Here is a 22,257-nt window from a genome sequence, read left to right on the forward strand (position 1 = left end):
AAATTTTGCGAAGGGATGTAAAACAGCGGGCACCAGAGGCGCCCGTAAAGCATTAATTGCCCAAACCGCGTCCGGCATCTTTGGCTTCAATCAATTCGACCTTGTAGCCGTCAGGATCTTCAATAAAAGCGATAACCGTGGTGCCGCCTTTTACCGGTCCTGCTTCACGCGTCACGTTGCCGCCATTTTGACGAATACGCTCACAGGCTTCTGCCGCATTATCCACTTCAAGCGCAATATGACCGTAAGCGCTGCCCAGATCATATTTATCGACGCCCCAGTTATAGGTCAGTTCAATAACGGCCGTATCGGTTTCCGGGCCATAACCCACAAAAGCCAGTGAATATTTATATTCCGGGTTTTCGCTGGTACGCAGCAGTTGCATGCCCAGCACGTTGGTGTAGAAATCGATGGAGCGTTGCAGATCGCCAACGCGCAGCATGGTGTGAAGTAAGCGCATAATGTCCTCTTAAGCGTCAATGAATTTTCATTCGAAACAGAGTTTTAGTATAGCGGCGGATCCCTGCCGCTATCAATGAAGTGATTATAAAGAAGGGTAGTCGGTATAACCTTCCGCGCCACCGCCATAGAAGCTTTCCGGGCGTTGCGGATTCAGTTCAGCTTTGCGTTTCAGGCGTTCAACCAGGTCCGGGTTAGCGATGTAAGCACGACCAAAGGCCACGGCATCAATCAAACCTTTCGCAATCAGATCTTCTGCTTTTTCTACGGTGTACGCGCCCGCGCCAATGATCGGACCGTGGAAACGTTCACGCACTTTGCGACGGAATTCTTCGGTATAAGGCTGGCCGCCTGCCCAGTCTGGCTCGGACATATGCAGATAGGCAATCCCGCGTTTACCCAGCTCCTCGATAAAGTACAGCGCGTCTTCTTCTTCATTCGGGCCATTATCGGTGTTCTGGAAAGAACCGATAGGGGAGACGCGAATACCGATGCGATCCGCACTCCAGGCGGCGCTGACGGCATCGACGACTTCCAGCACCAGGCGGGCGCGGTTTTCGATGCTGCCGCCATACTGATCGGTACGCTGGTTGGCAGACGGTGACAGGAACTGGTGTAACAGATAGCCGTGGGCAGAGTGCAGTTCGACTAAATCAAAACCTGCTTCACGGGCGTTGATGACCGCCTGACGGAAATCATTGACGATGCCCGGAATTTCGCTGGTCTCCAGCGCGCGCGGCATCGAGGTGTCTTCACGGGTGGCGTTGCCGTTGGCGTCACGTAGGGACGTGCGGGTGCCGGAACTGATTGCCGAAGGGGCAACAGGGGCCTGACCGCCGGGCTGCAGGCTGGTGTGTGAAATACGCCCGGTGTGCCATAACTGAACCGCCATATGGCCGTTTTCAGCATGTACGCCGTCGGTGATTTTTTTCCATGCAGCAATTTGTTCCGGGCTGTGAAGGCCCGGCGCGCCGGCATAGCCTTTTGCCTGTGCGGAGATTTGGGTCGCTTCGCTGATGATAAGGCCGGAACTGGCGCGCTGGCGGTAGTATTCGCCCATCAGCGGGGTCGGGATATCGCCAGGTTCAATGCTGCGCAGACGTGTCAGCGGAGCCATCAGCACGCGGTTTGGGATGGTAATCGCGCCAATTTTCAGCGGCGTAAACAAATTACTGGACATACATTCTCCTGAATAGACCGGTCGACTAGTAATAGGGTAAATAAAAACGCCTGTTAAAGAGGCGCTGCAATAATCGTTTTCGCATGGGCCAGGGCGCTTTCCAGCGGCACGGCACTGCGTGAAATCTTAGCCTGCAGATTCGCGCCCAGCCACAGGGAATAGAGTACCTGAGCCTGCGTCAGCGCATCACCTGCCATTGTCAGACATTTATCATGGCGGCCATTTTCCAGCGCCTGCGCCAGTAAGGTGATAATGCCGCTGGCACCTTTGTCCATGGCTTCACGCATCGTTTCTGACAGGTCACACACCTCGGCAGAAAGTTTGACGGTCAGGCAACCGCTGATAATACCCTGCTCGCAAAATTGGATCAGCGTCTGCTGATAATAAGCGAGCAGGCGATCGCGATAGTTTCCCGCACCCCTGGCAAAATGGTCTGCCAGACGCTGGTGATATCCGGCATAATGGCGTTCGAGCATCGCAACCCCGAACGCCTCTTTTGAGCGAAAATAGTGATAGAAAGAGCCTTTCGGCACTTCCGCTGTTTTCAGTAATTCGCTCAATCCCATGCCAGTGAAACCGCGGTGCATGCATAAGCGCTCGCCGGTTTCCAGCAGGTGTTCGCGGGTATCGTGTTCAGTGTTTCTGCTCATGTGCACAATCTACTAGACCAATCGGTCTATTGCAAGTAGCAATACATGCGTTCTCAATCTTGCAGGTTCCGCGCGCGCAGTCTTCAATAAAGAGAGACAAATACCACAGGAGGCGTTGCGTGCCAGAACAACTGGAGTTTTTCCCCGTCCAGAGCCCGTGCCGGGGAATATGCCAGTCAGATGAGCGGGGATTTTGCCGTGGCTGTATGCGCAGCCGCGAAGAGCGGTTCAACTGGCAAACCATGAGCGATGCGCAAAAGCAGGATGTCCTTCGCCTGTGTCGTCAGCGCTTTTTGCGCAAATTACGGGCGAATAAACCCCTGCCGCCTGAAGAACCTGAGCAACCTTCACTGTTTTGACGCCATAATTGCGTATACTCATGGCAAATTATTGCTGAGGAAGTGGTTATGGTTCAGAGAATTACCCTTGCACCGCAGGGACCGGAGTTCTCCCGTTTTGTCATGGGTTACTGGCGACTGATGGACTGGAATATGTCTTCCCGTCAGTTGGTGAGTTTTATTGAGGAGCACCTGGATCTCGGCGTCACCACCGTCGACCATGCGGATATCTACGGCGGCTACCAGTGCGAGGCGGCTTTTGGCGAGGCCCTTAAGCTGGCTCCGCATCTGCGTCAACGCATGGAGATTGTCTCAAAATGCGGCATTGCCACCACCGCGCGCGCCGGGAATGCGCTGGGCCACTACATCACCAGCCGCGATCACATTATTGCCAGCGCCGAGCAATCTCTGGTGAATCTGGCGACGGAACGTCTGGACCTGCTGCTGATTCATCGGCCGGATCCGCTGATGGATGCCGATGAAGTGGCTGAGGCCTTTCTGCACCTGCACCAGAGTGGCAAAGTGAGCCATTTTGGCGTATCTAACTTTACACCGGCGCAGTTCTCGCTGCTCCAGTCGCGTCTGCCGTTTACGCTTGCGACCAACCAGGTAGAAATTTCTCCGGTTCACCAGCCGCTCTTATTGGACGGTACGCTGGATCAGCTGCAGCAATTACGTATTCGACCGATGGCATGGTCATGTCTGGGTGGTGGGCGTCTGTTCAACGATGAGGCATTCCAGCCACTGCGTGACGAACTGGCGAAAGTCGCGCAAGAGTTGAATGCCCGGAGTATTGAACAGGTCGTCTATGCCTGGGTGATGCGTTTGCCGTCGCAGCCGTTGCCGATTATCGGTTCCGGAAAAATTGAACGCGTTCGTTCTGCGCTGGAAGCGGCAAGCCTTGAGATGACGCGCCAGCAGTGGTTCCGCATCCGTAAAGCAGCCCTGGGTTACGACGTTCCCTGATGAACATCTGAGTGACTTTCCGCCAAATCTTTTTCCCTGGTTTAAACTTACAGGGCAAAAGCTAAAAACGGAGGTCATATGAAGCGTTTTAGTCTGGCAATGTTGACACTGCTCGTCTGCGCCGGCGCGCAGGCGGCCAGTACCGAAGTGAAGATGAACCTCGTCACTGCCGAGGGTACGGGTCAGTCGGTCGGATCGGTGAAAATCAGCGAAACCGATAAAGGGCTGAAATTTACGCCCGATCTGAAAGGGCTCCCGCCCGGTGAACATGGCTTTCATGTTCATGCCAAAGGGTCATGCGAACCTGCGATGAAAGAGGGAAAACCCTCGGCTGCCGAGGCGGCTGGTGGCCACCTTGACCCGGATAAAACCGGCAAACACGAAGGCCCGGAAGGGATGGGGCATTTAGGTGATTTGCCAGTACTGGTGGTCAACAATGATGGTAAGGCGACCGATGCGGTGGTTGCGCCGCGCCTGAAAAAACTCAGTGAAGTGAAAGATAAAGCCCTGATGATTCACGTTGGCGGCGATAACATGTCTGATTCGCCGAAACCGCTGGGCGGCGGCGGGGCGCGTTATGCCTGTGGGGTTATCCGCTAGCGGGATCGGCCAGTGTGCCTGCTGCCGGGGCTTGCTCCAGTTGCGATAAAGAGCAATATAATCGCCAGATAAGCGATGCCAGCTCCCGAGCGGCAGGCTGATGATGACGTGCCAGCGCATCACAAATCCGTTGCAGTTCGCCAAGCGTTACTGCCAGCGGGCGCTGTTGTACGCCACGTTCACTCATCACATCACGTAACAGGCTCAGACAAAGATCCCGCACTTTCGACAACGGATCTGAGCGTGCCTCCCAGTCGCGCAGTTGCCAGACGACGTGCGAACAGTTGAGCAACACCACCCCCCAGCGTAGCAACCAGCGGCGGGCAAGCGCGTCTTTGCTGTTACTCAACTGACTGATATGGTGATAAACCACAGACTCAAATTCATGCTCGCTCATGGTCGGAAGACGGCTGAGCTGGTCGACAAAGCCTCGCCGAAGCGCACGAATATGACGGCGGCTTTTGCGCGCATCTGAGCCGGGACGCAAAATGGCAAACGCCAGCCATGCCAGCCCTACGCCGAGAATTTTCGCCAGATCGTCATTTAAAAAATCTGCCAGGTCATAGACCGGGGGATTGGTCACCGAAATAAACGATCCCATAAAAACAATCAGTTGCCCCCACAGACCCGCCAGCTTTGGCATTTGTAGTTTGAGCAGTTGCATTGTGGTTAATAGCGGCAGCAAAAAAAGTAAGAACACCCATAAATCGCTGATCTGTACCATCAGGCCAAACTTGACGACAAAACTGAATAACGTAAGTAACGCGAGAGTGCGCAGAAGCAGCGTCAATGAATTAAACGGGGCGGGAGAAACTGAATACAATACGCAACTGATGGCGGCAAGCGTCAGCGCTGCATCGCCGTACTCCCACTGGCTGGTGATGGTCCATGCGCCCACCAGACTCAGGGCGCAGAAGGTGCGCATCCCGCTCCATAGCGCTTCGGCGTTATCGGTAAAGCGTGCCAGCGCCCGGCTTCGGGGCAGCGAAAATTCTGTTATCGGGGTGGCCTTTTCCAGTCGCGCCAGCCAGCGGCTGCTGGCAAGGTACAGGCGGCAAAAATATCGCAAGCGGTGCCAGAAGGCGCGATGCCGGTAATCGTAATCATCTTTCGGGGCCAGGGGAGCAATAATGCGCGCCACGCTATAAAAGTGCGCGCCGGGCCGGGCAAGTTCTGCCAGCAAGGCTTCGAGTATAGCCCGCGTATTATCCGGTGGATGCGGCCAGTTCAGGAGCAGTCGGCGCAGGCTCGAGATAACGCTGGTCAGACGTAACTGCTGATGGAGCAGGTGGTTGAGAAGCCGGTTCTGACGCCGAAAACGATAGTGGCTCCAGAAGGCCTGAATGCGCAGCAAATTCATGGTCAGTATCTGCCCGATAACACTTTCATGAGCCGTGCGAATGGCGTCAGTTGTCTCCTGTTGCCAGAGCAGGCTGGCATGTTCGAGCAGACGCGTGTGCATCTTTTTCAGCGCGCTAAGTAACGCGGTACCGTCAGATGTACTCGGCATAATCATCATCATCATGCCGCCACATCCGATCCCCAACAGCACTTCACAGACGCGGGCCTGGGCGATATCCCACAATTCGGTCGTATCCGTAATATTGACCACCGGAAAGGCAATAATCGCCGCGGTGTAGCCCGCAAGCTGGAAGGCGTAAGCGACGTTATTACTGAACTGCGCACAGGACCAGGTACAGAAACCTATCCACGCGGCCATCGCGAACAGGAATAGCCAGGGATCATTGAGCGTATGCCCGGCAATGATCATCGCCGCCGTCGCGCCCAGCAGGCTGCCCGCGACGCGACCCAGACTTTTACTGATTACCCCGCCCACGGTCGGAAAACTCACCACGGCGGCGGACGTCATTGCCCAGTAAGGCTCGTCAAGATTGAGGTAATAGGCGACGGTGAGGGCCAGACACATCGCGATACTGTTGCGCATGGCGTACCGCCACTGAGGGCGCGTCGCGGTAAGCCAGGGTAGGGTAAGCGCGATTTTCACTTCGCGCCGCCGATGGATACCGTGCATGTGGTCCCGGAGACCAGGGTCACATCCGCAGGCAGGGCGTCGAATTGGATTCGAACAGGAACGCGCTGGGCCAGACGTACCCAGGGTACGTTCGGCTTGATGTCCGCCACCAGGCCGCTGTCGGTTTCCACGCTCTGGTCATAAATGGCCCGGCCGATACTGGAAACGTGACCCTGTAACGTAATATTGCCGCTGTAGAGAACGATTTGCGCCGCGGCGCCCTCACGAATATGCCGCAATTTTGTCTCTTCAAAATAACCCACCACGTAAAAGGAGTGGCTGTCGACCAGCGCAAAGAGCGGTTGCCCGGCGGAGGCATAGTTGCCTGTGCGGGTGGAAAGGTTGGTTATCCAGCCATCGACGGGCGCTTTGACCTGCGTCTGTGAAAGCTGCCACTGCGCCTGTTCAAGGGCGGCTTCGGCTGCATTAACGCTAGCCTGCATTGCCTTGACGTTAATATTGGCGGTATCGAGGTCTTCTGCCGAAATATAGCTTTTCGACAGATGACGACGACGGTTGGCTTCATTGTTGGCTTTGGACAAATCCGTCTGTGCCCGCGCCAGCTGTGCCTGGGCATTTAGCACAGCGATTTTGTACGGTGTTTCGTCGATACGGAACAAGATATCGCCCGCTTTCACCAACTGGTTATCCTTAATATTTAGCTCCGTAATGCTTCCTGACACCTGCGGCGTAATGCTGACCTGCTCGGCGCGGACTTTACCGTCGCGCGTCCAGGGCGCCTGCATATAGAAATTCCATAACCACCAGCCAGCGGCGAGTGCCACGGCCAGAACCAGTAACGTCGAACAGTATTTAAGTGATTTCAGGCGCATAGTTACCACATGATCAAAAAGCCGAGAGACAGACTGATAGCGATCACGAACAGTGAGAGATCCATCAGGATGGGATGCCAGATATCCCCTGCGTACATCCAGTCACGCAGTAAGCGATGCAGAACCAGCCACACCATAAATCCCAGCAGTACTGCTTTAAAGATAGGGGGAAAATAAACCGAAGCGCCGAAGATCAGGTCCTGCAGGGGAAATTCCGGGGAGTGAATTGTCAGCGTCACAAGCGTTAGTCCTTTACAGAAAGATTCACCGGTTCATTTTGATGGCGCAGACCGCCAGACAGAGGTGTTAAGAATGGGCGAACACGGTGAATGCAGCAATGCATTTGTTTTAGCAATATAAATGCTGCACACTATTCTAAAATGAGTATAATAACTTAGCAAGCTAATTATAAGGAGATGAAATTGGAATCGCCATTAGGTTCTGATCTGGCACGCTTAGTGCGCATCTGGCGTGCTCTGATTGACCATCGCCTGAAACCTCTGGAATTGACGCAAACGCATTGGGTCACGCTGCATAACATTCATCAGCTGCCTCCCGATCAGTCGCAAATTCAACTGGCAAAAGCGATCGGCATCGAGCAGCCTTCGCTGGTGCGTACGTTGGACCAACTGGAAGAGAAAGGGCTTATCTCTCGCCAGACCTGTGCCAACGATCGCCGTGCAAAACGGATCAAATTGACAGAAAAAGCTGACCCGATCATCGAAGAAATGGAAACGGTGATTAAGCAAACGCGGGGCGAAATTCTTTCGGGTATTTCTCCGGAAGAGCTGGATTTGTTGATAAGCCTGATTGCCAGGCTGGAACAGAACATCAATGAGCTGCAGTCGCGAGACTAACGCTCAGCGGTAATTAAAAAGCCTCGCGTTTGCGAGGCTTTTTTTATCCCGACGTTTACGTCGTCGCCTGTTTAAGCGAAGAGGCGATTAACGCGGGGAAACGGTAACCTGACGACCATTGGTTGCCAGTGCGACACGCTGGCCTGCGACGAAACGGGAGTTCCCCTGTTTCTGCACAACCATAATGCTGCTGCCATCGTCTTTACGAATTTCCAGTTCCACACCCTGTGATTTATTCATCGCACCCTGCACGCTCTGACCGGCTACGCCACCTGCAACAGCACCCGCCGCTGTTGCCAGTGAACGCCCGGCACCACCACCCACGGTGTTACCCAGGAAGCCACCCAGTACCGCACCACCCAAAGCGCCGACAACGTTGTTTTCATCGCCGCCCTGGATCTGTACCTGACGAACGTTGACAATGGTGCCGTAAGTGACATTTTGTACTTGTTTGGCTTCTGAGGCGGAATAGACATCTCCCGAAAGAGTATTGTCATTAACACAACCCGCCAGAGTAAATCCAACCAGCGTAACTGCCAGTGCACGTAACATCATCTATGAATCTCCTGTTCACCAAAACATGCTCTGCTGAGCATCCGTCATGGTTAAATTATATGGCATTTAGTCACATCGGGTCACATCTTCTGCCAAAACATAGCAAAAATAATAACAGTGATGGATTTAACCGGTCCTAAACGAGCAGATTATAAGCGTATAGCGCATTTTTTCATTCCGCGAACGCTGATTCGATTGTTAAAAAGTATTTGTAATCGATAGCTTTACAAAACGCTTTATGATGGAGTGAACGTCTAAAGCCCTACAACGAGGAAGGCGTATGAAATCGGGTCGCTATATTGGCGTAATGTCGGGAACAAGCCTTGATGGCGTAGATGTCGTGCTTGCCGCTATTGATGACAAGATGGTCGCCCAGCAGGCCAGCCTCACCTGGCCGATGCCCATTCCGCTGAAAGAGGCCATTCTGAGCATCTGTCAGGGCCAGCCGCTCACCCTGTCGCAACTGGGGCAACTGGATACGCGCCTGGGTAAGCTCTTTGCCGACGCCGTCCTTGCGTTGATGGAGCGAGAACATCTCAGTGCAAAAGATATCGTGGCTATTGGCTGCCACGGTCAGACTATCTGGCATGAACCCACCGGCGATGCGCCTCATACCCTGCAAATTGGTGATAACAATCAAATCGCCGCATTAACCGGCGTGACCGTTGCCGGGGATTTCCGCCGCCGCGATATTGCGCTTGGCGGGCAGGGCGCGCCGCTGGTTCCGGCGTTTCACCAGGCGTTGCTGGCACACCCCACTGAGCGCCGGATAGTGCTGAATATCGGCGGTATCGCCAATATCTCGCTACTTTTCCCGGATAAATCGGTTCGAGGGTATGACACCGGGCCGGGAAATATGCTGATGGATGCGTGGATTTGGCGTCAGCTTGGCAAGCCATACGATAAAGACGCCGGTTGGGCGAGCGGCGGGAAAGTCGTTTTACCGCTGCTGCAAACTATGCTCAGCGATCCCTATTTTGCTGCCCCGGCGCCGAAAAGTACCGGGCGCGAATACTTTAACTTTGGCTGGCTTGAGCGCCAGTTAACCGCTTTCCCGGCGCTTGCCCCGCGCGATGTCGAAACCACATTGGTTGAACTGACGGCGGTGACGATTTCTGAACAGGTGCTGCTGTGCGGCGGCTGCGAGCGTTTACTGGTCTGTGGTGGGGGAAGCCGCAATCCGCTGTTGATGGCGCGCCTGTCTGCGTTGTTGCCGGGCACCGAAGTAACCACAACGGATGAGGCGGGAATCAGCGGCGATGATATGGAAGCTCTGGCTTTTGCCTGGCTTGCCTGGCGTACGCTGGCGGGACTACCGGGCAATTTACCCTCAGTCACGGGCGCATCGCAGGCCACTGTGCTGGGGGCTATTTATCCGGCTAATCCGCGACAGAATCAGAGTTAACTGACTTTCACCCGGGTTGCGTACCGTTAGACTCCGTTGTTTAAGGGGGACGTTATTCGCGTCCTCCATGACCAGGACAGTCTCGGGAAAATCTAATGAAAAGAGTGTTAGTCGCCTGCCTGCCCGCGCTTCTCGCCGGGTGTAGTTACTACAACCAGTTTGTTGAGCGCATGCATACGGATACGCTTAACTATCAGTGTGATGAAAAGCCGCTTACGGTGAAATTAAACCATCCTCGCCAGGAAGTGAGCTTTATCTATGACAATACGCCGCTAATCCTTAAGCAAGGTCTGTCGGCATCGGGGGCTCGTTATACTGACGGTATTTACGTTTTCTGGTCGAAGGGGGATAGCGCTACGGTCTATAAGCGTGACCGCATCGTACTGAATAACTGCCAGTTACAAAACCCGCGGCGTTGAGATTTTCGCAAGGGGGGGGCACAATAGCCCCACCTGATAATTCATCTTGCTAACGCCATGTCTGATAACGATCAATTGCAGCAAATCGCGCATTTACGCCGCGAATACACCAAAGGCGGCCTGCGCCGCGCCGATCTCCCCACCGAACCGTTGCCGCTGTTTGAGCGCTGGCTTGGTCAGGCGTGCGAAGCTAAACTCGCCGACCCGACCGCGATGGTTGTGGCGACTGTTGATGAAACCGGTCAGCCTTATCAGCGTATTGTGTTGCTCAAGCACTATGACGAGAAAGGGCTGGTGTTTTACACCAACCTGGGTAGCCGCAAAGCCCACCAGATCGAGAAAAACCCGGCCATCAGTTTACTGTTTCCATGGCACATGCTGGAGCGCCAGGTCATGGTGATCGGTAAAGCTGAGCGTCTTTCTACCCTGGAAGTGGTGAAGTATTTCCACAGTCGCCCGCGCGACAGCCAGATTGGCGCATGGGTCTCGCAGCAATCGAGCCGCATCTCTGCGCGCGGTATTCTCGAAAGCAAGTTCCTTGAACTCAAGCAGAAATTCCAGCAGGGCGAAGTTCCGTTACCCAGTTTCTGGGGCGGCTATCGCGTCAGCATCGAGCAGATGGAGTTCTGGCAGGGAGGCGCGCACCGCCTCCACGATCGTTTTTTATACCAGCGTGAAAACGACGCATGGAAAATTGATCGCCTCGCGCCGTAAACCCTGAAAAATGTTGCGCTAAGCGCTGGTGCTCCTGCATCCGGCGCTTTATTCTATGTAACTTTCGCAACTGGCGAAAAGTCGTGTACCGGCAGAGGTGCAGTCGTTTTAAATGGAGAATTTGATGGCAAGCAATAACTTGATTAAACAATTGCAAGAGCGCGGGCTGGTAGCCCAGGTGACGGACGAGGAAGCGTTAGCAGAGCGACTGGCGCAAGGCCCGATCGCGCTCTATTGCGGCTTCGATCCCACCGCTGACAGCTTGCATTTGGGGCATCTTGTTCCATTGTTATGCCTGAAACGCTTCCAGCAGGCCGGGCATAAACCTGTCGCGCTGGTGGGCGGCGCAACGGGTCTGATTGGCGACCCGAGTTTCAAAGCCGCGGAGCGTAAACTGAATACCGAAGATACGGTGCAGGAGTGGGTAGATAAAATCCGCAAACAGGTGGCGCCGTTCCTCGATTTTGACTGTGGCGAAAACTCAGCTATTGCGGCCAACAACTACGACTGGTTCGGCAGCATGAACGTACTGACGTTCCTGCGCGATATTGGCAAGCACTTCTCCGTTAATCAGATGATCAACAAAGAAGCGGTCAAGCAGCGTCTGAACCGCGACGATCAGGGGATTTCGTTTACCGAGTTTTCCTACAACCTGCTGCAGGGTTATGACTTTGCCTGCCTGAATAAACTGCACGGTGTAGCGCTGCAAATCGGTGGTTCTGACCAGTGGGGCAACATCACATCTGGTATCGATCTGACCCGTCGCCTGCATCAGAACCAGGTCTTTGGTTTGACCGTTCCGCTGATCACCAAGGCAGATGGCACGAAGTTTGGTAAAACCGAAGGTGGCGCTGTCTGGCTTGATCCGAAGAAAACAAGCCCGTACAAATTCTACCAGTTCTGGATCAACACTGCGGATGCCGACGTTTATCGCTTCCTGAAATTCTTCACCTTTATGGACATTGAAGAGATCAATGCCCTGGAAGAAGAAGACAAGAACAGCGGCAAAGCCCCGCGCGCCCAGTATGTGCTGGCCGAACAGGTGACTAAACTGGTCCACGGCGAAGAAGGTCTGGTGGCGGCAAAACGCATTACCGAGAGCCTCTTTAACGGCAACCTGAGCGATCTCAGTGAAGCTGATTTCGAGCAACTGGCTCAGGACGGTGTGCCAATGATCGAGATGGAAAAAGGTGCGGATCTGATGCAGGCGCTGGTGGATTCAGAGTTGCAGCCGTCTCGTGGTCAGGCGCGTAAAACTATCGCTTCCAATGCGGTCACCATCAACGGTGAAAAACAGTCTGACCCGGAATATTTCTTCCAGGAAACCGACATTCTCTTTGGTCGCTATACGTTGTTACGTCGCGGTAAGAAGAACTATTGCCTGGTGTGCTGGAAATAAGTCAGATAAGTGATAAACGAGAAGGAGTGGGAAACCACTCCTTTTTTTTACGGCAAAAAAGCGGGAAATTAAATGCCTTCTGCGGCCAGCGCTGCGGCAACGGCCGGGCGAGAGGCGACACGTTGCATATAGGCGGCAATATGACCAGCCTGCGGGAAGTTCAGTTTCACGGCTACCGCCCAGCGCAACACTGTGAACAGATATGCATCGGCAATGGAAAAGTTTTCACCATTTATCCACTGTTGATTTGCCAGCGCCGCGTCAACATACTCCAGTTTCTTTTCCAGCAGGGTGCGGGCAGTCGGTTTGAACGCTTCCGGCGTATCCGGGCGAAACAGCGGAGTAAACCCTTTATGCAGTTCCGTCGCCACGAAATTCAGCCACTCCAGGGTCTTGTAGCGGCTCAGGAAACCTACCGGTGGCAGCAGGTCGCTTTTCGGCGCGCTGTCAGCCACATACTGCATGATCGCAACGCCTTCGGTTAACAGCGTGTTGGCATCAATGGCCAGGGCCGGGATCTGGCCTTTCGGGTTGATAGCCAAAAAGTCGTCGCCGTTCTCCAGACATTTTTTTGCCAAATCCACGCGCGCCAGTTCAAACTCTTTACCTGCTTCGCGCAGAACAATATGGGAAGCCAGTGAGCAGGCGCCGGGTTTATAAAACAGTTTCATTCTTCACTCCGTTGGTTGAAATCCGGCATAGGTTATTACCTGCAGGTATAAAAAAAAAGCCGTTAACGTGCGTTAACGGCTTTCTGTTGAAACTCTGCGCAGTCTTATACTGTCGCGGCTTCCGACACTTTCGCGTCTTTATCACCGCTCTGGGTCATGCGGTTCAGTTTCGGCGCGGTGAGAATCATCAGCGCGGCGATAACAGCCGTCACAATACCGATTTGCAGGAATACGTGACCATAGACGTCAAGTGACATCAATGGGTCGGTGACGTTTTCCGGGATAGCCATCTGATTAGCGACGTAGCCTGCGATAATATTCGCACCGGCGGTCGTCAGGAACCAGCTACCCATGATAAAGCCCATCAGACGTTGTGGAACGAGCTGTGCCACCATGGCGAGGCCCAGACCAGAAATCATCAGCTCACCGATACTCTGCAGCCCGTAGCTCGCAACCAGCCAGCTTACCGAGACGATACCGGCATCAGAGGCGAATTTCGCGCCCAGCGGCAGGATCAGAAACGCACCGGAGCACAGCACCATACCGATGGCAAATTTGTACGGCATCGGCAGGGTATCGCCCATTTTGTTATAGATAGCGGCCAGGATCGGACTACCAATGATGATCCAGAACGGGTTCAGTGCCTGGAACTGTTCCGGCTCGAACGTGATACCCAGCAGGGTATGCTCAACGTTACGAATGGCGAAGAAGTTCAGAGACGTCGGCATCTGGCTGTACAGAATGAAGAAGACAATGGCCTGCAACATCAGGATGAAGGCGACGATCATTTTACGGCGTGCCGCACCCTGCAGAGCAAAGGTCTCTTTTGCGAAAATGCATACGATGCACAGTGCAACTACACCCAGAACCATACGTGCGATGCCCTGGTTATGCAGCAGCCAGGTGGCAATAGTAATCAGGATCGCGACACCGACGATGGTTGCCAGCAGGTAGCCCATACGAACCGGTTCGAAGTCAGGTTTAGAGCCGTAGTTTTTCACCCAACGTTTGCAGAACGCGAAGTTCACGATGGTGATCAGCAGACCAACGACGCTCAGAGCAAATGCGGTGCTCCAGCCAAACTGTGCGGCCAGCCACGGCGTAGCGAGCATAGAGAAGAACGAACCGACGTTGACGGACATGTAGTACATGGTAAATGCGCCGTCGAGACGCGGGTCATCTTTTGCGTAGCAGGTAGAGAGCAGGGAAGACGGGTTGGCTTTAAACAGACCATTACCGACTGCAATCGCCGCCATGCCCATATACACGATACCGGCATCGTGACCAGACCATGCAACCAGTGCGTAACCGATGGCGAGTACAATGGCACCCAGCATGATAACGCGCTTTGTCCCCAGGACTTTATCACCCAGCCAGCCGCCAATAGCGACAAGACCGTAAACCAGAGCGCTAAAAGATGAAAACAGTGTAATTGAGTCCGCTTCGGACATACCCAGTTGTTTTACCAGGTAAACAGCCATGATCCCCTGCAGGCCATAGAAGCCGAAGCGCTCCCACAGCTCGATGGAGAAGATCAAATAGAACGCTTTAGGTTGTTTGAAAGCGTTCAGACTCACGCTTTCGGTTGGTTTGTTTGCAGTTGACACATATACCTCTTTTTTTACATCCCATATTAACGGGGTGATTCGAGACGCGATGCCCAGTATTCATCGCGCTTATAATTATTGCGGGAGGGAAAACGGCGGGTAATGTTCCTGATCCTGGGATTCGAGGCAAGACTTTTGTAATGATCTGTTACATTTATCTTTAACGATATTATAATCCAGCGGCAGAAATGTTATTCAGAGTTAAATTTCGCATGTAAATTAATGGCAGTTTTTTTCACTGATGAAGGGCGGTGAGATTTCCACAAAGGTGATATATTCTGCTGTAAAGCGGTAACTGTAGTTAATCAGCCTGGTCTGATTATAATTAATGGTCTTATGTGTTGGTTTGATCCCTGCATCCCCCTCACTCACCAGGTTTTTATTAAGCCAAAGATCCTTTTTTTAACACCTGCGCAGCAATGTGATAAAAATCACATTGCTGTAGAATTTTTTTTGCATAAAAAAACATTGCATCTGATTAAAAGCTAATAAGCAACAGATAATATGATTAAAAAGCGAGTTGCACGTTATAAAGCGCGTTATCAGGGAAACAATGCAGGTATGCCTTTTTACTTATGACAAGACATTAACTGCACAACCAAAAATTCCCGCCTATTGCCATGTGCATCAGAATGCAGTAGATCAATGTTTTCACGAATTTTTTCCTTTAAATGAGCAAGTCGATGGCAGTGTTACGCGATACTGTCCAACTTCTTTTCGCAAATCTTCGGAGTCCTTTCATGAACGTGCATTCGTGGCTTAACGCATTACATATCATCGCGGCGGTAATCTGGATTGGTGGAATTTTTGTGATGGCGACGGCTGCGGCCTGGTGCGCACAGGCAGGGGGGAAAAATGCACCAGCGGCGACCGCTCTGGCGGCATTTGTGCGCAGCTGGAGTCGTAAGGTCACGACGCCTGCGATGATCGTATTGTGGGTTATGGGGCTGGCGATGGTGCTGGCACACGGCCAGATGCCGCATCTGTGGCTGATTCTCAAACTGGTTGTGGTGGTGTTGCTGTCAGGCATTCATGGAATGTTATCTGCAACCTTGCGTCGTCTCGCTGGCGGTGAAATCGCGAAAGTACCGGGAATGGTACCACGCGCCACGACCTTCGTTATCGTGGCCGTGGCGGTCATCATTTTGCTGGTCGTCTTCAGACCGTTCTGAACAAAGGCGAATTCAGAGTTCGGTTTTGCTTTCGAATTCGCACAGATCTTCAATAATGCAGGAGCCGCAGCGTGGCTTACGGGCAATGCAGGTATAGCGGCCATGCAAAATCAGCCAGTGATGGCAATCGACCTTAAATTCCGCCGGGACAACGTTGAGCAACTTTTCTTCAACCTGTTCGACGTTTTTCCCCGGCGCGAAGTGGGTGCGGTTACAGACGCGAAAAATATGCGTATCAACAGCAATGGTAGGCCAACCAAACGCCGTATTCAGTACCACATTCGCCGTTTTACGTCCGACACCCGGTAGCGCTTCCAGCGCCGCACGATCTTCCGGCACCTCGCCGCCGTGTTTTTCCACCAGAATACGGCAGGTCTTAATGACGTTTTCCGCTTTGGTATTAAACAGGCCAATGGTCTTGATATAGGACTTGACGCCCTCGACCCCCAGCTCAAGCATGGCGTGCGGGGTATTTGCAACCGGATAGAGCAGGGCAGTTGCTTTATTCACGCTAACGTCGGTTGCCTGCGCAGAAAGCAGTACCGCAATCAGCAGTTCAAAGGGTGAGTTAAAGTTAAGCTCTGTGGTCGGGTGCGGATTTGCATCCCGCAGGCGGGTGAGGATCTCCCGCCGCTTTGTTTTGTTCATCAGGCCTTCCCGGGCACCGTGTGGGCAGTGTCGTCGGCAATGGTCGCCGCGCGACGTTTCTTCGTTCTCTCGTCAATCAGATATTTGATTGCCAGCAGCATGCCAAGACCGATAAATGCCCCTGGCGGCAGCATGGCCAGCAGGAAAGACGAGTCGGTATGGAACACTTCAATACGCAAGACTTTCGCCCAGTTGCCGAGCAAGCCATCCGCGCCATCAAATAAGGTTCCGTTGCCGAGGATTTCACGAATCGAACCGAGTGTAAACATGGTACAGGTAGCCCCCATGCCGATGGAAAAACCGTCTAGGGCAGACAATCCTGGCCCTTTTTTTGCCGCGAAAGCCTCGGCACGCCCCACCACAATGCAGTTGGTGACAATCAACGGAATGAAGATACCGAGTGACTGATACAAACCATAGGCATAAGCGTTAATCAGCATCTGGACGATGCTCACAACGGAGGCGATGATCATCACGTAAATAGGGATACGGATTTCAGACGGCGTCCAGTGACGTACCAGCGAAATCGTAAAGTTGGTCAGCGTCAGTACAAGCGTAGTGGCAAGGCCGAGGCCCAGCGCGTTGGTTGCCGTAGAGGTCACGGCCAGCAGGGGGCACATACCTAATAACTGAACCAGCGCGGAGTTATTCTTCCACAGCCCCTGGACAATAATGTCTTTAATTTCGCTCATGGTTACTCTCCACAGCTCGGTAAACTGGAAAGTTGCGTGGGTAGCGTTGACGCGTACAGTCCGGCGCGTTTCACCGCATTGACCACTGCTCGCGGGGTGATGGTCGCACCGGTAAACTGATCAAAATCGCCACCATCTTTTTTCACGGCCCAGTGCGGATCGCTGGCCCCTGCGATTTTCTTGCCAGCGAAATGGGTGATCCAGTCAGAAACACGCAGCTCTATTTTGTCACCCAGTCCCGGTGTTTCGTGATGTTCGGTCACACGGGTGCCGAGAATAGTACCGTTAAAATCGGCACCTACCAGCAGTTGAATAACGCCGGAATAGCCGTCTGGTGCGGTCGCTTCAATAACCGCTGCGACCGGCGTATCGTCTTTACGGGCGATATAGACCTTATGTTTGCCTTTCCCCAGCGCGGGCGCTTCGACCACGTAACAGCTCTCCTGCAAGGCGTTATTATAGATGTCGGCAGGCAATACCTGGCCAAATAACGCCTTTTGCTGCTGTACCGCCTGATCGGCAATGGTGGATTTGGTCAACAGGTGAATGGCTGCCGTCATTCCGGTTGAAGCCGCCGCGAACAGCGTCAACGTCATGCCGTATTTACGCATGGTATCTAGCATGGCGACTCCTTAACGATGGCCGTACACGCGCGGGCGTGTGAAGTAATCAATCAATGGCACGGTAATGTTTGCCAGTAGCACGGCGAACGCCACGCCATCCGGATAACCGCCAAAGCTACGGATAAGCCAGACCAGCAACCCTGCAAGGGCACCGAAAATCAGACGACCTTTATTGGTGGTGGACGCGGTCACCGGGTCAGTCAAAATAAAAAACGCGCCCAACATGGTGGCACCTGAGAGCAGATGCAGTTGCGGCGACGCCAGACTTTGCGGTGAGAAAATCCAGCCCAGCGTTGAACATAGCGTCAGCGAAACGAGGAAGGCTACGGGGATATGCCAGCGAATAGTTTTCTGCCACAGCAGGAAGAGACCGCCCAACAGATAACCCAGATTGACCCACTGCCAGCCTGCGCCCGCGAGCACGCCGCTGTAAATCGACGATTTGAGGATCTCATCAACCGGATGACCGGCATGCAGCGATGTTTTGAAGGTATCCAGCGGCGTGGCCTGGCTGATGCCATCAATCCCCATCCGCAGACTGTCCATAGTGTGGCCGGTCGCGGCATGTCCGGTGAAGATGATTTGTACGGCGTCCATCAGGCCAGGAACCGTTTTGGCTATCTCAAAAGGCGGTAACCAACTGGTCATCTGTACCGGGAAGGAAATCAGCAGGACGACATAACCGATCATTGCCGGGTTAAACGGGTTATGCCCAAGGCCGCCATAGAGTTGCTTGGCAATGATGACCGCGAACACCGTACCCAGGACCACCATCCACCACGGGGCGAACGGTGGAATGCTGACCGCGAGCAGTAAACCTGTCAACAGGGCGGAATTATCTGCGAGGATGGCCCCCACATGCTGCTTACGCAACCGCAATACCAGCGCTTCCGCCGCCAGCGCACTCACGCAGGCAAGGATAATCTGCAACAACGTTCCCCAGCCGAAGAACCAGAGTTGCGCTGCGATACCAGGCACAGTCGCAAGCACGACCAGCAACATAATACGCGATGTCTGACGCTGGTTATGGGTATAAGGGGAACTGGCAATTCTGAAAACCATTTAATCCTCGTTAACTGCTTGCTGAGCGGCTTTTTTTGCCTGAACCCGGGCGATAGCTGCCGCTACTGCCGCCTTTCGGGGATCGTTATTAGCAGCAGGGGCCGGTGCGGCCTGCTGCTGTAATTTTTTAGCCTTCGCGCGGGTAATAGCCGCTTCGACGGCTGCCTTACGCGGATCGACGGGTTCAGCCGCAACGGGAGCTTCCGTTGGCACAACGACGTCGCTGGCCCCTTGCTGCTGTAATTTTTTAGCCTTCGCGCGGGCAATAGCCGCTTCGACGGCTGCCTTGCGCGGATCAACGGGTTCGGCGGCAACAGGAGCTTCCGCTGGCACAACGACGTCGCTGGTCCCTTGCTGCTGTAATTTTTTGGCTTTCGCGCGGGCAATAGCCGCTTCGACAGCTGCCTTGCGCGGATCGACAGTTTCGGCGTTAGTAGGAGCCACCTGCGTGTCTGAGGTTGCGGCTTTGCGGGCTTTAGCGCGTGCAATCGCCGCTTCCACGGCGGCTTTACGCGGATCGACAGTTTCGCTGGCGACAGCTGCGCTCTCCGGCACATCTTGTTGCTGCGCTTTTTCTGCCTGACGCGCGCGCGCCTGCGCCTTACGCGCCTCGCGGGCGGCAATCACCTCACTGTTATCCGGCACGCTTCCGGCCTCAACCACGATGGGTTGCGTGCGGGTGGCCTGTTTTTCACGCACGCGGGCGAGAGCCGCGTCAATGGCCTGCTGATCTTTTGCGGCGGGTTGAACGGCCGCTTTTTTGTGGCGCTCAGCGCGTGCGGCTTTTTCCCGCTCCAGACGGGCCTGGCGTGCCTCAAAGCGCGCTTTAGCTTCAGCGTTGCGCTTTTCTTCCTGCGCGATAGCGTAAATCTCGGCTTTTTCCTGACGGAAATACTGCACCAGCGGGATGTTACTCGGACAGACCCACGCACAGGCGCCGCATTCAATGCAGTCTGACAGGTTGTGTGCAGTGGCTTTGTCATGCTGCTGGCCTTTACTGAACCAGTAAAGCTGCTGCGGCAGCAGGTCCGCCGGACAGGCATCAGCACAGGCGCTACAACGAATACAGCCTTTCTCTTCCTGTTGCTCACCCATTTCACTGACGGAAGGGGCCAACAGGCAGTTGGTAATTTTGACCACCGGGACATCGAGCCAGGGCAGGGTAAAGCCCATCAACGGTCCACCCATAATAACCAGTTGTTCAGCGGACGGACAAAAGCCGGCGTGTTCGAGTAAATGACGCACCGGTGTTCCCAGCCGTGCCCAGACGTTTCCTGGCTTGCTCACGCTCTCCCCGGTCAAAGTCACTACACGTTCGGTGAGGGGTTCGCCGTCAATAATGGCGCGCTTAATGGCATAAGCGGTGCCGACGTTTTGCATCAGCACACCAATATCGGATGAACGACCGCCGTGAGGAACCTGCTTGCCGGTCAGAATTTGCGTCAGTTGCTTTGCACCGCCGGATGGGTATTTGGTCGGGATGACGCGCAGCTGGATGTCATGCGAACCCGCCAGCACCGCACGCAGCATGGAGATAGCCTGCGGTTTGTTATCTTCAATACCGATCAGCACCTGACGGGGTTGCAAAATATGCATCAGGATGCGCACGCCTTCGACTATTTGCGCGGCGCAATCCTGCATCAGGCGATCATCAGCGGTGATATAGGGTTCGCATTCGGCGGCATTGATAATCAATGTCTCAATAAGATCGCCGCCACTTTTCAGTTTCGCGCCGGTCGGGAAACCGGCGCCGCCCAGTCCGGCAACGCCAAACTGGTGAATACGCTCAATCAGCGCGTTGCGATCGCGCGAGCGGTAATCGCTCCAGCCGTCGCGTTCAATCCAGCGATCCTCACCGTCCGCCTCAATAATGACGCTCAGTTCAGGTAGCGCAGAGGGGTGCGCGGTAGAGTGGGGGGCTATGGCGACAATTTTACCTGAAGTCGGCGCGTGAACCGGCAACATACGCCCGCGACCACGGGTCAGCGGTTGACCACGGAGCACGCTATCGCCCACGCTGACGCACAGTTCACCCTCAGCGCCGATATGCTGTTTTAAAGGAATAACAAAACGCGTCGCCAGCGGAAGCTGGCGCAGCGGTGTACTGCTGGACTGTGTCTTCATTTCCGGCGGATGAATACCGCCGTGGAAATCCCACAGTTTGTTTTTGCGAAAAGCAGAAAATAACTTAAGCATGTTGTTCCACGGGAATGATGCGCACGGGAATGGCCTGCAGATCCCATTTCCAGCTGGCGGTGGTGGTTTCCACCGGACGCAGTTCAATACACTGCGTCGGGCATGGATCCACACAGAGGTTACAGCCGGTACAAAGGTCACTCATTACCGTGTGCATGGCACGGGTCGCGCCGACTATCGCGTCGACCGGACAGGCCTGAATACATTTGGTACAGCCGATGCAGTTCGCTTCATCAATAATGGCGAGCATGCGTACCGGTTCTGATACGACAACGTCGCCGTCGATGGGCTGCGGCTCTACATTTAACATTTCGGCGATTTTCAACATCACCGCTTCCCCGCCCGGTGCGCAGCGGTTAATTTTCTCACCCTGCAGGCCAACGGCCTCAGCATAAGGGCGACACCCCGGATAGCCGCATTGCCCACACTGGCTCTGCGGCAAAAGATCGTCAATTTTCTCGACGACGGGATCGTCTTCCACCGCGAAACGACGCGAGGCATATCCCAGTACAACACCAAACAACAACCCGAGTACGCTCAGGGCCGCGATGGCAATCCAGATTGCATTCATTACAACTTCACCAGACCACTAAAGCCCATAAAGGCCAGAGACATCAAACCGGCGGTAATGAGAGCAATCGCATTACCGCGAAACGGCGCTGGCACATCGGCGACGACAAGACGCTCACGGATGGCGGCAAACAGCACCATGACCAGCGAAAATCCAACGGCGGCGGAAAATCCGTACAGCGCGGATTGCAGGAAATTATGCCCGAGGTTGATATTCAGTAACGGCACGCCCAGCACCGCACAGTTGGTGGTGATAAGCGGCAGAAAAATCCCCAGCAGGCGATACAGTGCCGGGCTGGTTTTACGCACCACCATTTCGGTGAACTGCACCACCACGGCAATGACCAGAATAAATGCCAGCGTACGCAGATAGATGAGATCCAGCGGAATGAGCAACCAGGTGTCGATAATCCACGCACAGATAGACGCCAGCGTGATAACGAAGGTTGTAGCGAGACCCATACCCATTGCGGCTTCGAGTTTTTTCGAAACCCCCATAAATGGGCACAGGCCAAGAAATTTCACCAGTACGAAATTATTGACCAGAACGGTTCCGATAAATAGCAGCAGATAGTCTGTCATTATTTGGCCTGAAATAAAAAAAGCCGC

Annotated in this window: 25 protein-coding genes; 9 read left to right on the plus strand and 16 right to left on the minus strand. The window is 54.0% G+C overall.

Annotated elements, in window-relative coordinates:
- Positions 1-52: 52 nt before the first annotated feature.
- From gloA to AB182_RS10525, 3 genes are all read right to left on the minus strand, one after another.
- On the minus strand, positions 53-460 hold the full coding sequence (gene gloA, locus AB182_RS10515) for a lactoylglutathione lyase (protein ID WP_047370032.1): 408 nt from the start codon (positions 458-460) through the stop codon (positions 53-55).
- 84 nt (positions 461-544) lie between these two features.
- Positions 545-1,639 (minus strand): alkene reductase, encoded by a 1,095-nt coding sequence (gene nemA / locus AB182_RS10520; protein WP_047370033.1) that lies wholly within the window; start codon positions 1,637-1,639, stop codon positions 545-547.
- Positions 1,640-1,692: 53 nt separating this feature from the next.
- Positions 1,693-2,289: a TetR/AcrR family transcriptional regulator gene (locus AB182_RS10525; protein WP_047370034.1), complete on the minus strand. Its 597-nt coding sequence runs from the start codon at positions 2,287-2,289 to the stop codon at positions 1,693-1,695.
- Positions 2,290-2,408: 119 nt separating this feature from the next.
- Here AB182_RS10525 and AB182_RS10530 point away from each other — a divergent pair, with 119 nt between their 5' ends.
- The 3 genes from AB182_RS10530 to sodC all read left to right on the plus strand — a co-directional run bounded on the left by AB182_RS10530 (position 2,409) and on the right by sodC (position 4,193).
- On the plus strand, positions 2,409-2,648 hold the full coding sequence (locus AB182_RS10530) for a DUF1289 domain-containing protein (RefSeq protein ID WP_047370035.1): 240 nt from the start codon (positions 2,409-2,411) through the stop codon (positions 2,646-2,648).
- A 48-nt stretch (positions 2,649-2,696) separates the two neighbouring features.
- Positions 2,697-3,593 (plus strand): aldo/keto reductase, encoded by an 897-nt coding sequence (locus AB182_RS10535; RefSeq protein WP_047370036.1) that lies wholly within the window; start codon positions 2,697-2,699, stop codon positions 3,591-3,593.
- A gap of 78 nt (positions 3,594-3,671) precedes the next feature.
- Positions 3,672-4,193, plus strand: a complete 522-nt coding sequence (gene sodC / locus AB182_RS10540) for a superoxide dismutase [Cu-Zn] SodC (RefSeq protein WP_047370037.1) — start codon at positions 3,672-3,674, stop codon at positions 4,191-4,193.
- Here sodC and AB182_RS10545 read toward each other — a convergent pair.
- The 3 genes from AB182_RS10545 to AB182_RS10555 are packed head-to-tail and all read right to left on the minus strand — an operon-like array spanning position 4,183 to position 7,297.
- Positions 4,183-6,225, minus strand: coding sequence for an FUSC family protein (locus AB182_RS10545; RefSeq protein ID WP_047370038.1), 2,043 nt, complete (start codon positions 6,223-6,225; stop codon positions 4,183-4,185). The two genes, sodC and AB182_RS10545, sit on opposite strands and share 11 nt — an antisense overlap.
- Positions 6,195-7,058: an efflux RND transporter periplasmic adaptor subunit gene (locus AB182_RS10550; RefSeq protein ID WP_047370039.1), complete on the minus strand. Its 864-nt coding sequence runs from the start codon at positions 7,056-7,058 to the stop codon at positions 6,195-6,197. The genes AB182_RS10545 and AB182_RS10550 overlap by 31 nt, the downstream gene beginning before the upstream one ends.
- A gap of 2 nt (positions 7,059-7,060) precedes the next feature.
- Positions 7,061-7,297, minus strand: coding sequence for a DUF1656 domain-containing protein (locus tag AB182_RS10555; protein WP_047370040.1), 237 nt, complete (start codon positions 7,295-7,297; stop codon positions 7,061-7,063).
- 177 nt (positions 7,298-7,474) lie between these two features.
- Here AB182_RS10555 and slyA point away from each other — a divergent pair, with 177 nt between their 5' ends.
- Positions 7,475-7,915, plus strand: coding sequence for a transcriptional regulator SlyA (gene slyA / locus AB182_RS10560; protein ID WP_047370041.1), 441 nt, complete (start codon positions 7,475-7,477; stop codon positions 7,913-7,915).
- An 87-nt stretch (positions 7,916-8,002) separates the two neighbouring features.
- Here slyA and slyB read toward each other — a convergent pair whose 3' ends face one another.
- The gene (gene slyB / locus AB182_RS10565; protein ID WP_047370042.1) at positions 8,003-8,470 is read right to left on the minus strand and encodes an outer membrane lipoprotein SlyB; all 468 of its coding nucleotides are present in this window, start codon (positions 8,468-8,470) and stop codon (positions 8,003-8,005) included.
- Positions 8,471-8,750: 280 nt separating this feature from the next.
- Here slyB and anmK point away from each other — a divergent pair, with 280 nt between their 5' ends.
- The 4 genes from anmK (at position 8,751) to tyrS (ending at position 12,407) form a co-directional block, all read left to right on the plus strand.
- Positions 8,751-9,875: an anhydro-N-acetylmuramic acid kinase gene (gene anmK / locus AB182_RS10570; RefSeq protein ID WP_047370043.1), complete on the plus strand. Its 1,125-nt coding sequence runs from the start codon at positions 8,751-8,753 to the stop codon at positions 9,873-9,875.
- Positions 9,876-9,970: 95 nt separating this feature from the next.
- The gene (gene mliC / locus AB182_RS10575; protein WP_047370044.1) at positions 9,971-10,294 is read left to right on the plus strand and encodes a C-type lysozyme inhibitor; all 324 of its coding nucleotides are present in this window, start codon (positions 9,971-9,973) and stop codon (positions 10,292-10,294) included.
- Between the two features lie 57 nt (positions 10,295-10,351).
- Complete coding sequence (gene pdxH, locus AB182_RS10580) at positions 10,352-11,008, plus strand: pyridoxamine 5'-phosphate oxidase (protein ID WP_047370045.1); 657 nt, start codon at positions 10,352-10,354, stop codon at positions 11,006-11,008.
- Between the two features lie 124 nt (positions 11,009-11,132).
- A complete protein-coding gene (tyrS, locus tag AB182_RS10585; protein ID WP_047370046.1) occupies positions 11,133-12,407 on the plus strand; it encodes a tyrosine--tRNA ligase in 1,275 nt (424 codons plus the stop codon).
- A 68-nt stretch (positions 12,408-12,475) separates the two neighbouring features.
- Here the strand turns inward: tyrS and gstA are convergent, their stop codons facing one another.
- Both gstA and dtpA read right to left on the minus strand, forming a co-directional pair.
- Positions 12,476-13,078, minus strand: a complete 603-nt coding sequence (gstA, locus tag AB182_RS10590; RefSeq protein WP_047370047.1) for a glutathione transferase GstA — start codon at positions 13,076-13,078, stop codon at positions 12,476-12,478.
- A gap of 104 nt (positions 13,079-13,182) precedes the next feature.
- Positions 13,183-14,685 carry a dipeptide/tripeptide permease DtpA gene (gene dtpA / locus AB182_RS10595; RefSeq protein ID WP_047370048.1) on the minus strand — a complete coding sequence of 501 codons (1,503 nt, stop codon included), beginning with the start codon at positions 14,683-14,685 and terminating at the stop codon, positions 13,183-13,185.
- 740 nt (positions 14,686-15,425) lie between these two features.
- On the opposite strand from dtpA, the gene AB182_RS10600 reads away from it, so the two are divergent.
- The gene (locus AB182_RS10600; RefSeq protein WP_047373255.1) at positions 15,426-15,857 is read left to right on the plus strand and encodes a CopD family protein; all 432 of its coding nucleotides are present in this window, start codon (positions 15,426-15,428) and stop codon (positions 15,855-15,857) included.
- Between the two features lie 12 nt (positions 15,858-15,869).
- On the opposite strand, the gene nth is transcribed toward AB182_RS10600, so the two are convergent.
- From nth to rsxA, 7 genes are read right to left on the minus strand one after another with little or no spacing between them, the layout of a single operon-like run.
- A complete protein-coding gene (nth, locus tag AB182_RS10605) occupies positions 15,870-16,505 on the minus strand; it encodes an endonuclease III (protein WP_047370049.1) in 636 nt (211 codons plus the stop codon).
- On the minus strand, positions 16,505-17,197 hold the full coding sequence (locus tag AB182_RS10610) for an electron transport complex subunit E (RefSeq protein WP_047370050.1): 693 nt from the start codon (positions 17,195-17,197) through the stop codon (positions 16,505-16,507). The genes nth and AB182_RS10610 overlap by 1 nt, the downstream gene beginning before the upstream one ends.
- 2 nt (positions 17,198-17,199) lie before the next feature.
- The gene (rsxG, locus tag AB182_RS10615) at positions 17,200-17,820 is read right to left on the minus strand and encodes an electron transport complex subunit RsxG (protein ID WP_047370051.1); all 621 of its coding nucleotides are present in this window, start codon (positions 17,818-17,820) and stop codon (positions 17,200-17,202) included.
- Positions 17,821-17,829: 9 nt separating this feature from the next.
- Positions 17,830-18,882: an electron transport complex subunit RsxD gene (gene rsxD, locus AB182_RS10620; protein ID WP_047370052.1), complete on the minus strand. Its 1,053-nt coding sequence runs from the start codon at positions 18,880-18,882 to the stop codon at positions 17,830-17,832.
- Positions 18,883-21,078, minus strand: coding sequence for an electron transport complex subunit RsxC (rsxC, locus tag AB182_RS10625; RefSeq protein WP_047370053.1), 2,196 nt, complete (start codon positions 21,076-21,078; stop codon positions 18,883-18,885).
- Complete coding sequence (gene rsxB / locus AB182_RS10630; RefSeq protein WP_047370054.1) at positions 21,071-21,649, minus strand: electron transport complex subunit RsxB; 579 nt, start codon at positions 21,647-21,649, stop codon at positions 21,071-21,073. Before rsxB ends, rsxC begins: the two co-directional genes overlap by 8 nt.
- The gene (gene rsxA / locus AB182_RS10635) at positions 21,649-22,230 is read right to left on the minus strand and encodes an electron transport complex subunit RsxA (protein WP_041851535.1); all 582 of its coding nucleotides are present in this window, start codon (positions 22,228-22,230) and stop codon (positions 21,649-21,651) included. Before rsxA ends, rsxB begins: the two co-directional genes overlap by 1 nt.
- Positions 22,231-22,257 lie beyond the last annotated feature (27 nt).

The organism is Phytobacter ursingii, assembly GCF_001022135.1.
Taxonomy (GTDB): Bacteria; Pseudomonadota; Gammaproteobacteria; order Enterobacterales; family Enterobacteriaceae; genus Phytobacter; species Phytobacter ursingii.

Excerpts from the sequence above, each read along its gene's own strand:
- AB182_RS10610 (WP_047370050.1), bottom strand. The coding sequence starts at position 17,197 with ATGAGCGAAATTAAAGACATTATTGTCCAGGGGCTGTGGAAGAATAAC.
- gstA (WP_047370047.1), bottom strand. The coding sequence starts at position 13,078 with ATGAAACTGTTTTATAAACCCGGCGCCTGCTCACTGGCTTCCCATATT.
- pdxH (WP_047370045.1), top strand. The coding sequence starts at position 10,352 with ATGTCTGATAACGATCAATTGCAGCAAATCGCGCATTTACGCCGCGAA.
- AB182_RS10535 (WP_047370036.1), top strand. The coding sequence starts at position 2,697 with ATGGTTCAGAGAATTACCCTTGCACCGCAGGGACCGGAGTTCTCCCGT.
- rsxG (WP_047370051.1), bottom strand. The coding sequence starts at position 17,820 with ATGCTAGATACCATGCGTAAATACGGCATGACGTTGACGCTGTTCGCG.
- mliC (WP_047370044.1), top strand. The coding sequence starts at position 9,971 with ATGAAAAGAGTGTTAGTCGCCTGCCTGCCCGCGCTTCTCGCCGGGTGT.
- AB182_RS10550 (WP_047370039.1), bottom strand. The coding sequence starts at position 7,058 with ATGCGCCTGAAATCACTTAAATACTGTTCGACGTTACTGGTTCTGGCC.
- tyrS (WP_047370046.1), top strand. The coding sequence starts at position 11,133 with ATGGCAAGCAATAACTTGATTAAACAATTGCAAGAGCGCGGGCTGGTA.
- nemA (WP_047370033.1), bottom strand. The coding sequence starts at position 1,639 with ATGTCCAGTAATTTGTTTACGCCGCTGAAAATTGGCGCGATTACCATC.
- rsxC (WP_047370053.1), bottom strand. The coding sequence starts at position 21,078 with ATGCTTAAGTTATTTTCTGCTTTTCGCAAAAACAAACTGTGGGATTTC.
- sodC (WP_047370037.1), top strand. The coding sequence starts at position 3,672 with ATGAAGCGTTTTAGTCTGGCAATGTTGACACTGCTCGTCTGCGCCGGC.
- slyA (WP_047370041.1), top strand. The coding sequence starts at position 7,475 with ATGAAATTGGAATCGCCATTAGGTTCTGATCTGGCACGCTTAGTGCGC.
- gloA (WP_047370032.1), bottom strand. The coding sequence starts at position 460 with ATGCGCTTACTTCACACCATGCTGCGCGTTGGCGATCTGCAACGCTCC.
- slyB (WP_047370042.1), bottom strand. The coding sequence starts at position 8,470 with ATGATGTTACGTGCACTGGCAGTTACGCTGGTTGGATTTACTCTGGCG.
- anmK (WP_047370043.1), top strand. The coding sequence starts at position 8,751 with ATGAAATCGGGTCGCTATATTGGCGTAATGTCGGGAACAAGCCTTGAT.
- AB182_RS10600 (WP_047373255.1), top strand. The coding sequence starts at position 15,426 with ATGAACGTGCATTCGTGGCTTAACGCATTACATATCATCGCGGCGGTA.
- rsxD (WP_047370052.1), bottom strand. The coding sequence starts at position 18,882 with ATGGTTTTCAGAATTGCCAGTTCCCCTTATACCCATAACCAGCGTCAG.
- AB182_RS10545 (WP_047370038.1), bottom strand. The coding sequence starts at position 6,225 with ATGCACGGTATCCATCGGCGGCGCGAAGTGAAAATCGCGCTTACCCTA.
- nth (WP_047370049.1), bottom strand. The coding sequence starts at position 16,505 with ATGAACAAAACAAAGCGGCGGGAGATCCTCACCCGCCTGCGGGATGCA.
- rsxB (WP_047370054.1), bottom strand. The coding sequence starts at position 21,649 with ATGAATGCAATCTGGATTGCCATCGCGGCCCTGAGCGTACTCGGGTTG.
- AB182_RS10525 (WP_047370034.1), bottom strand. The coding sequence starts at position 2,289 with ATGAGCAGAAACACTGAACACGATACCCGCGAACACCTGCTGGAAACC.
- rsxA (WP_041851535.1), bottom strand. The coding sequence starts at position 22,230 with ATGACAGACTATCTGCTGCTATTTATCGGAACCGTTCTGGTCAATAAT.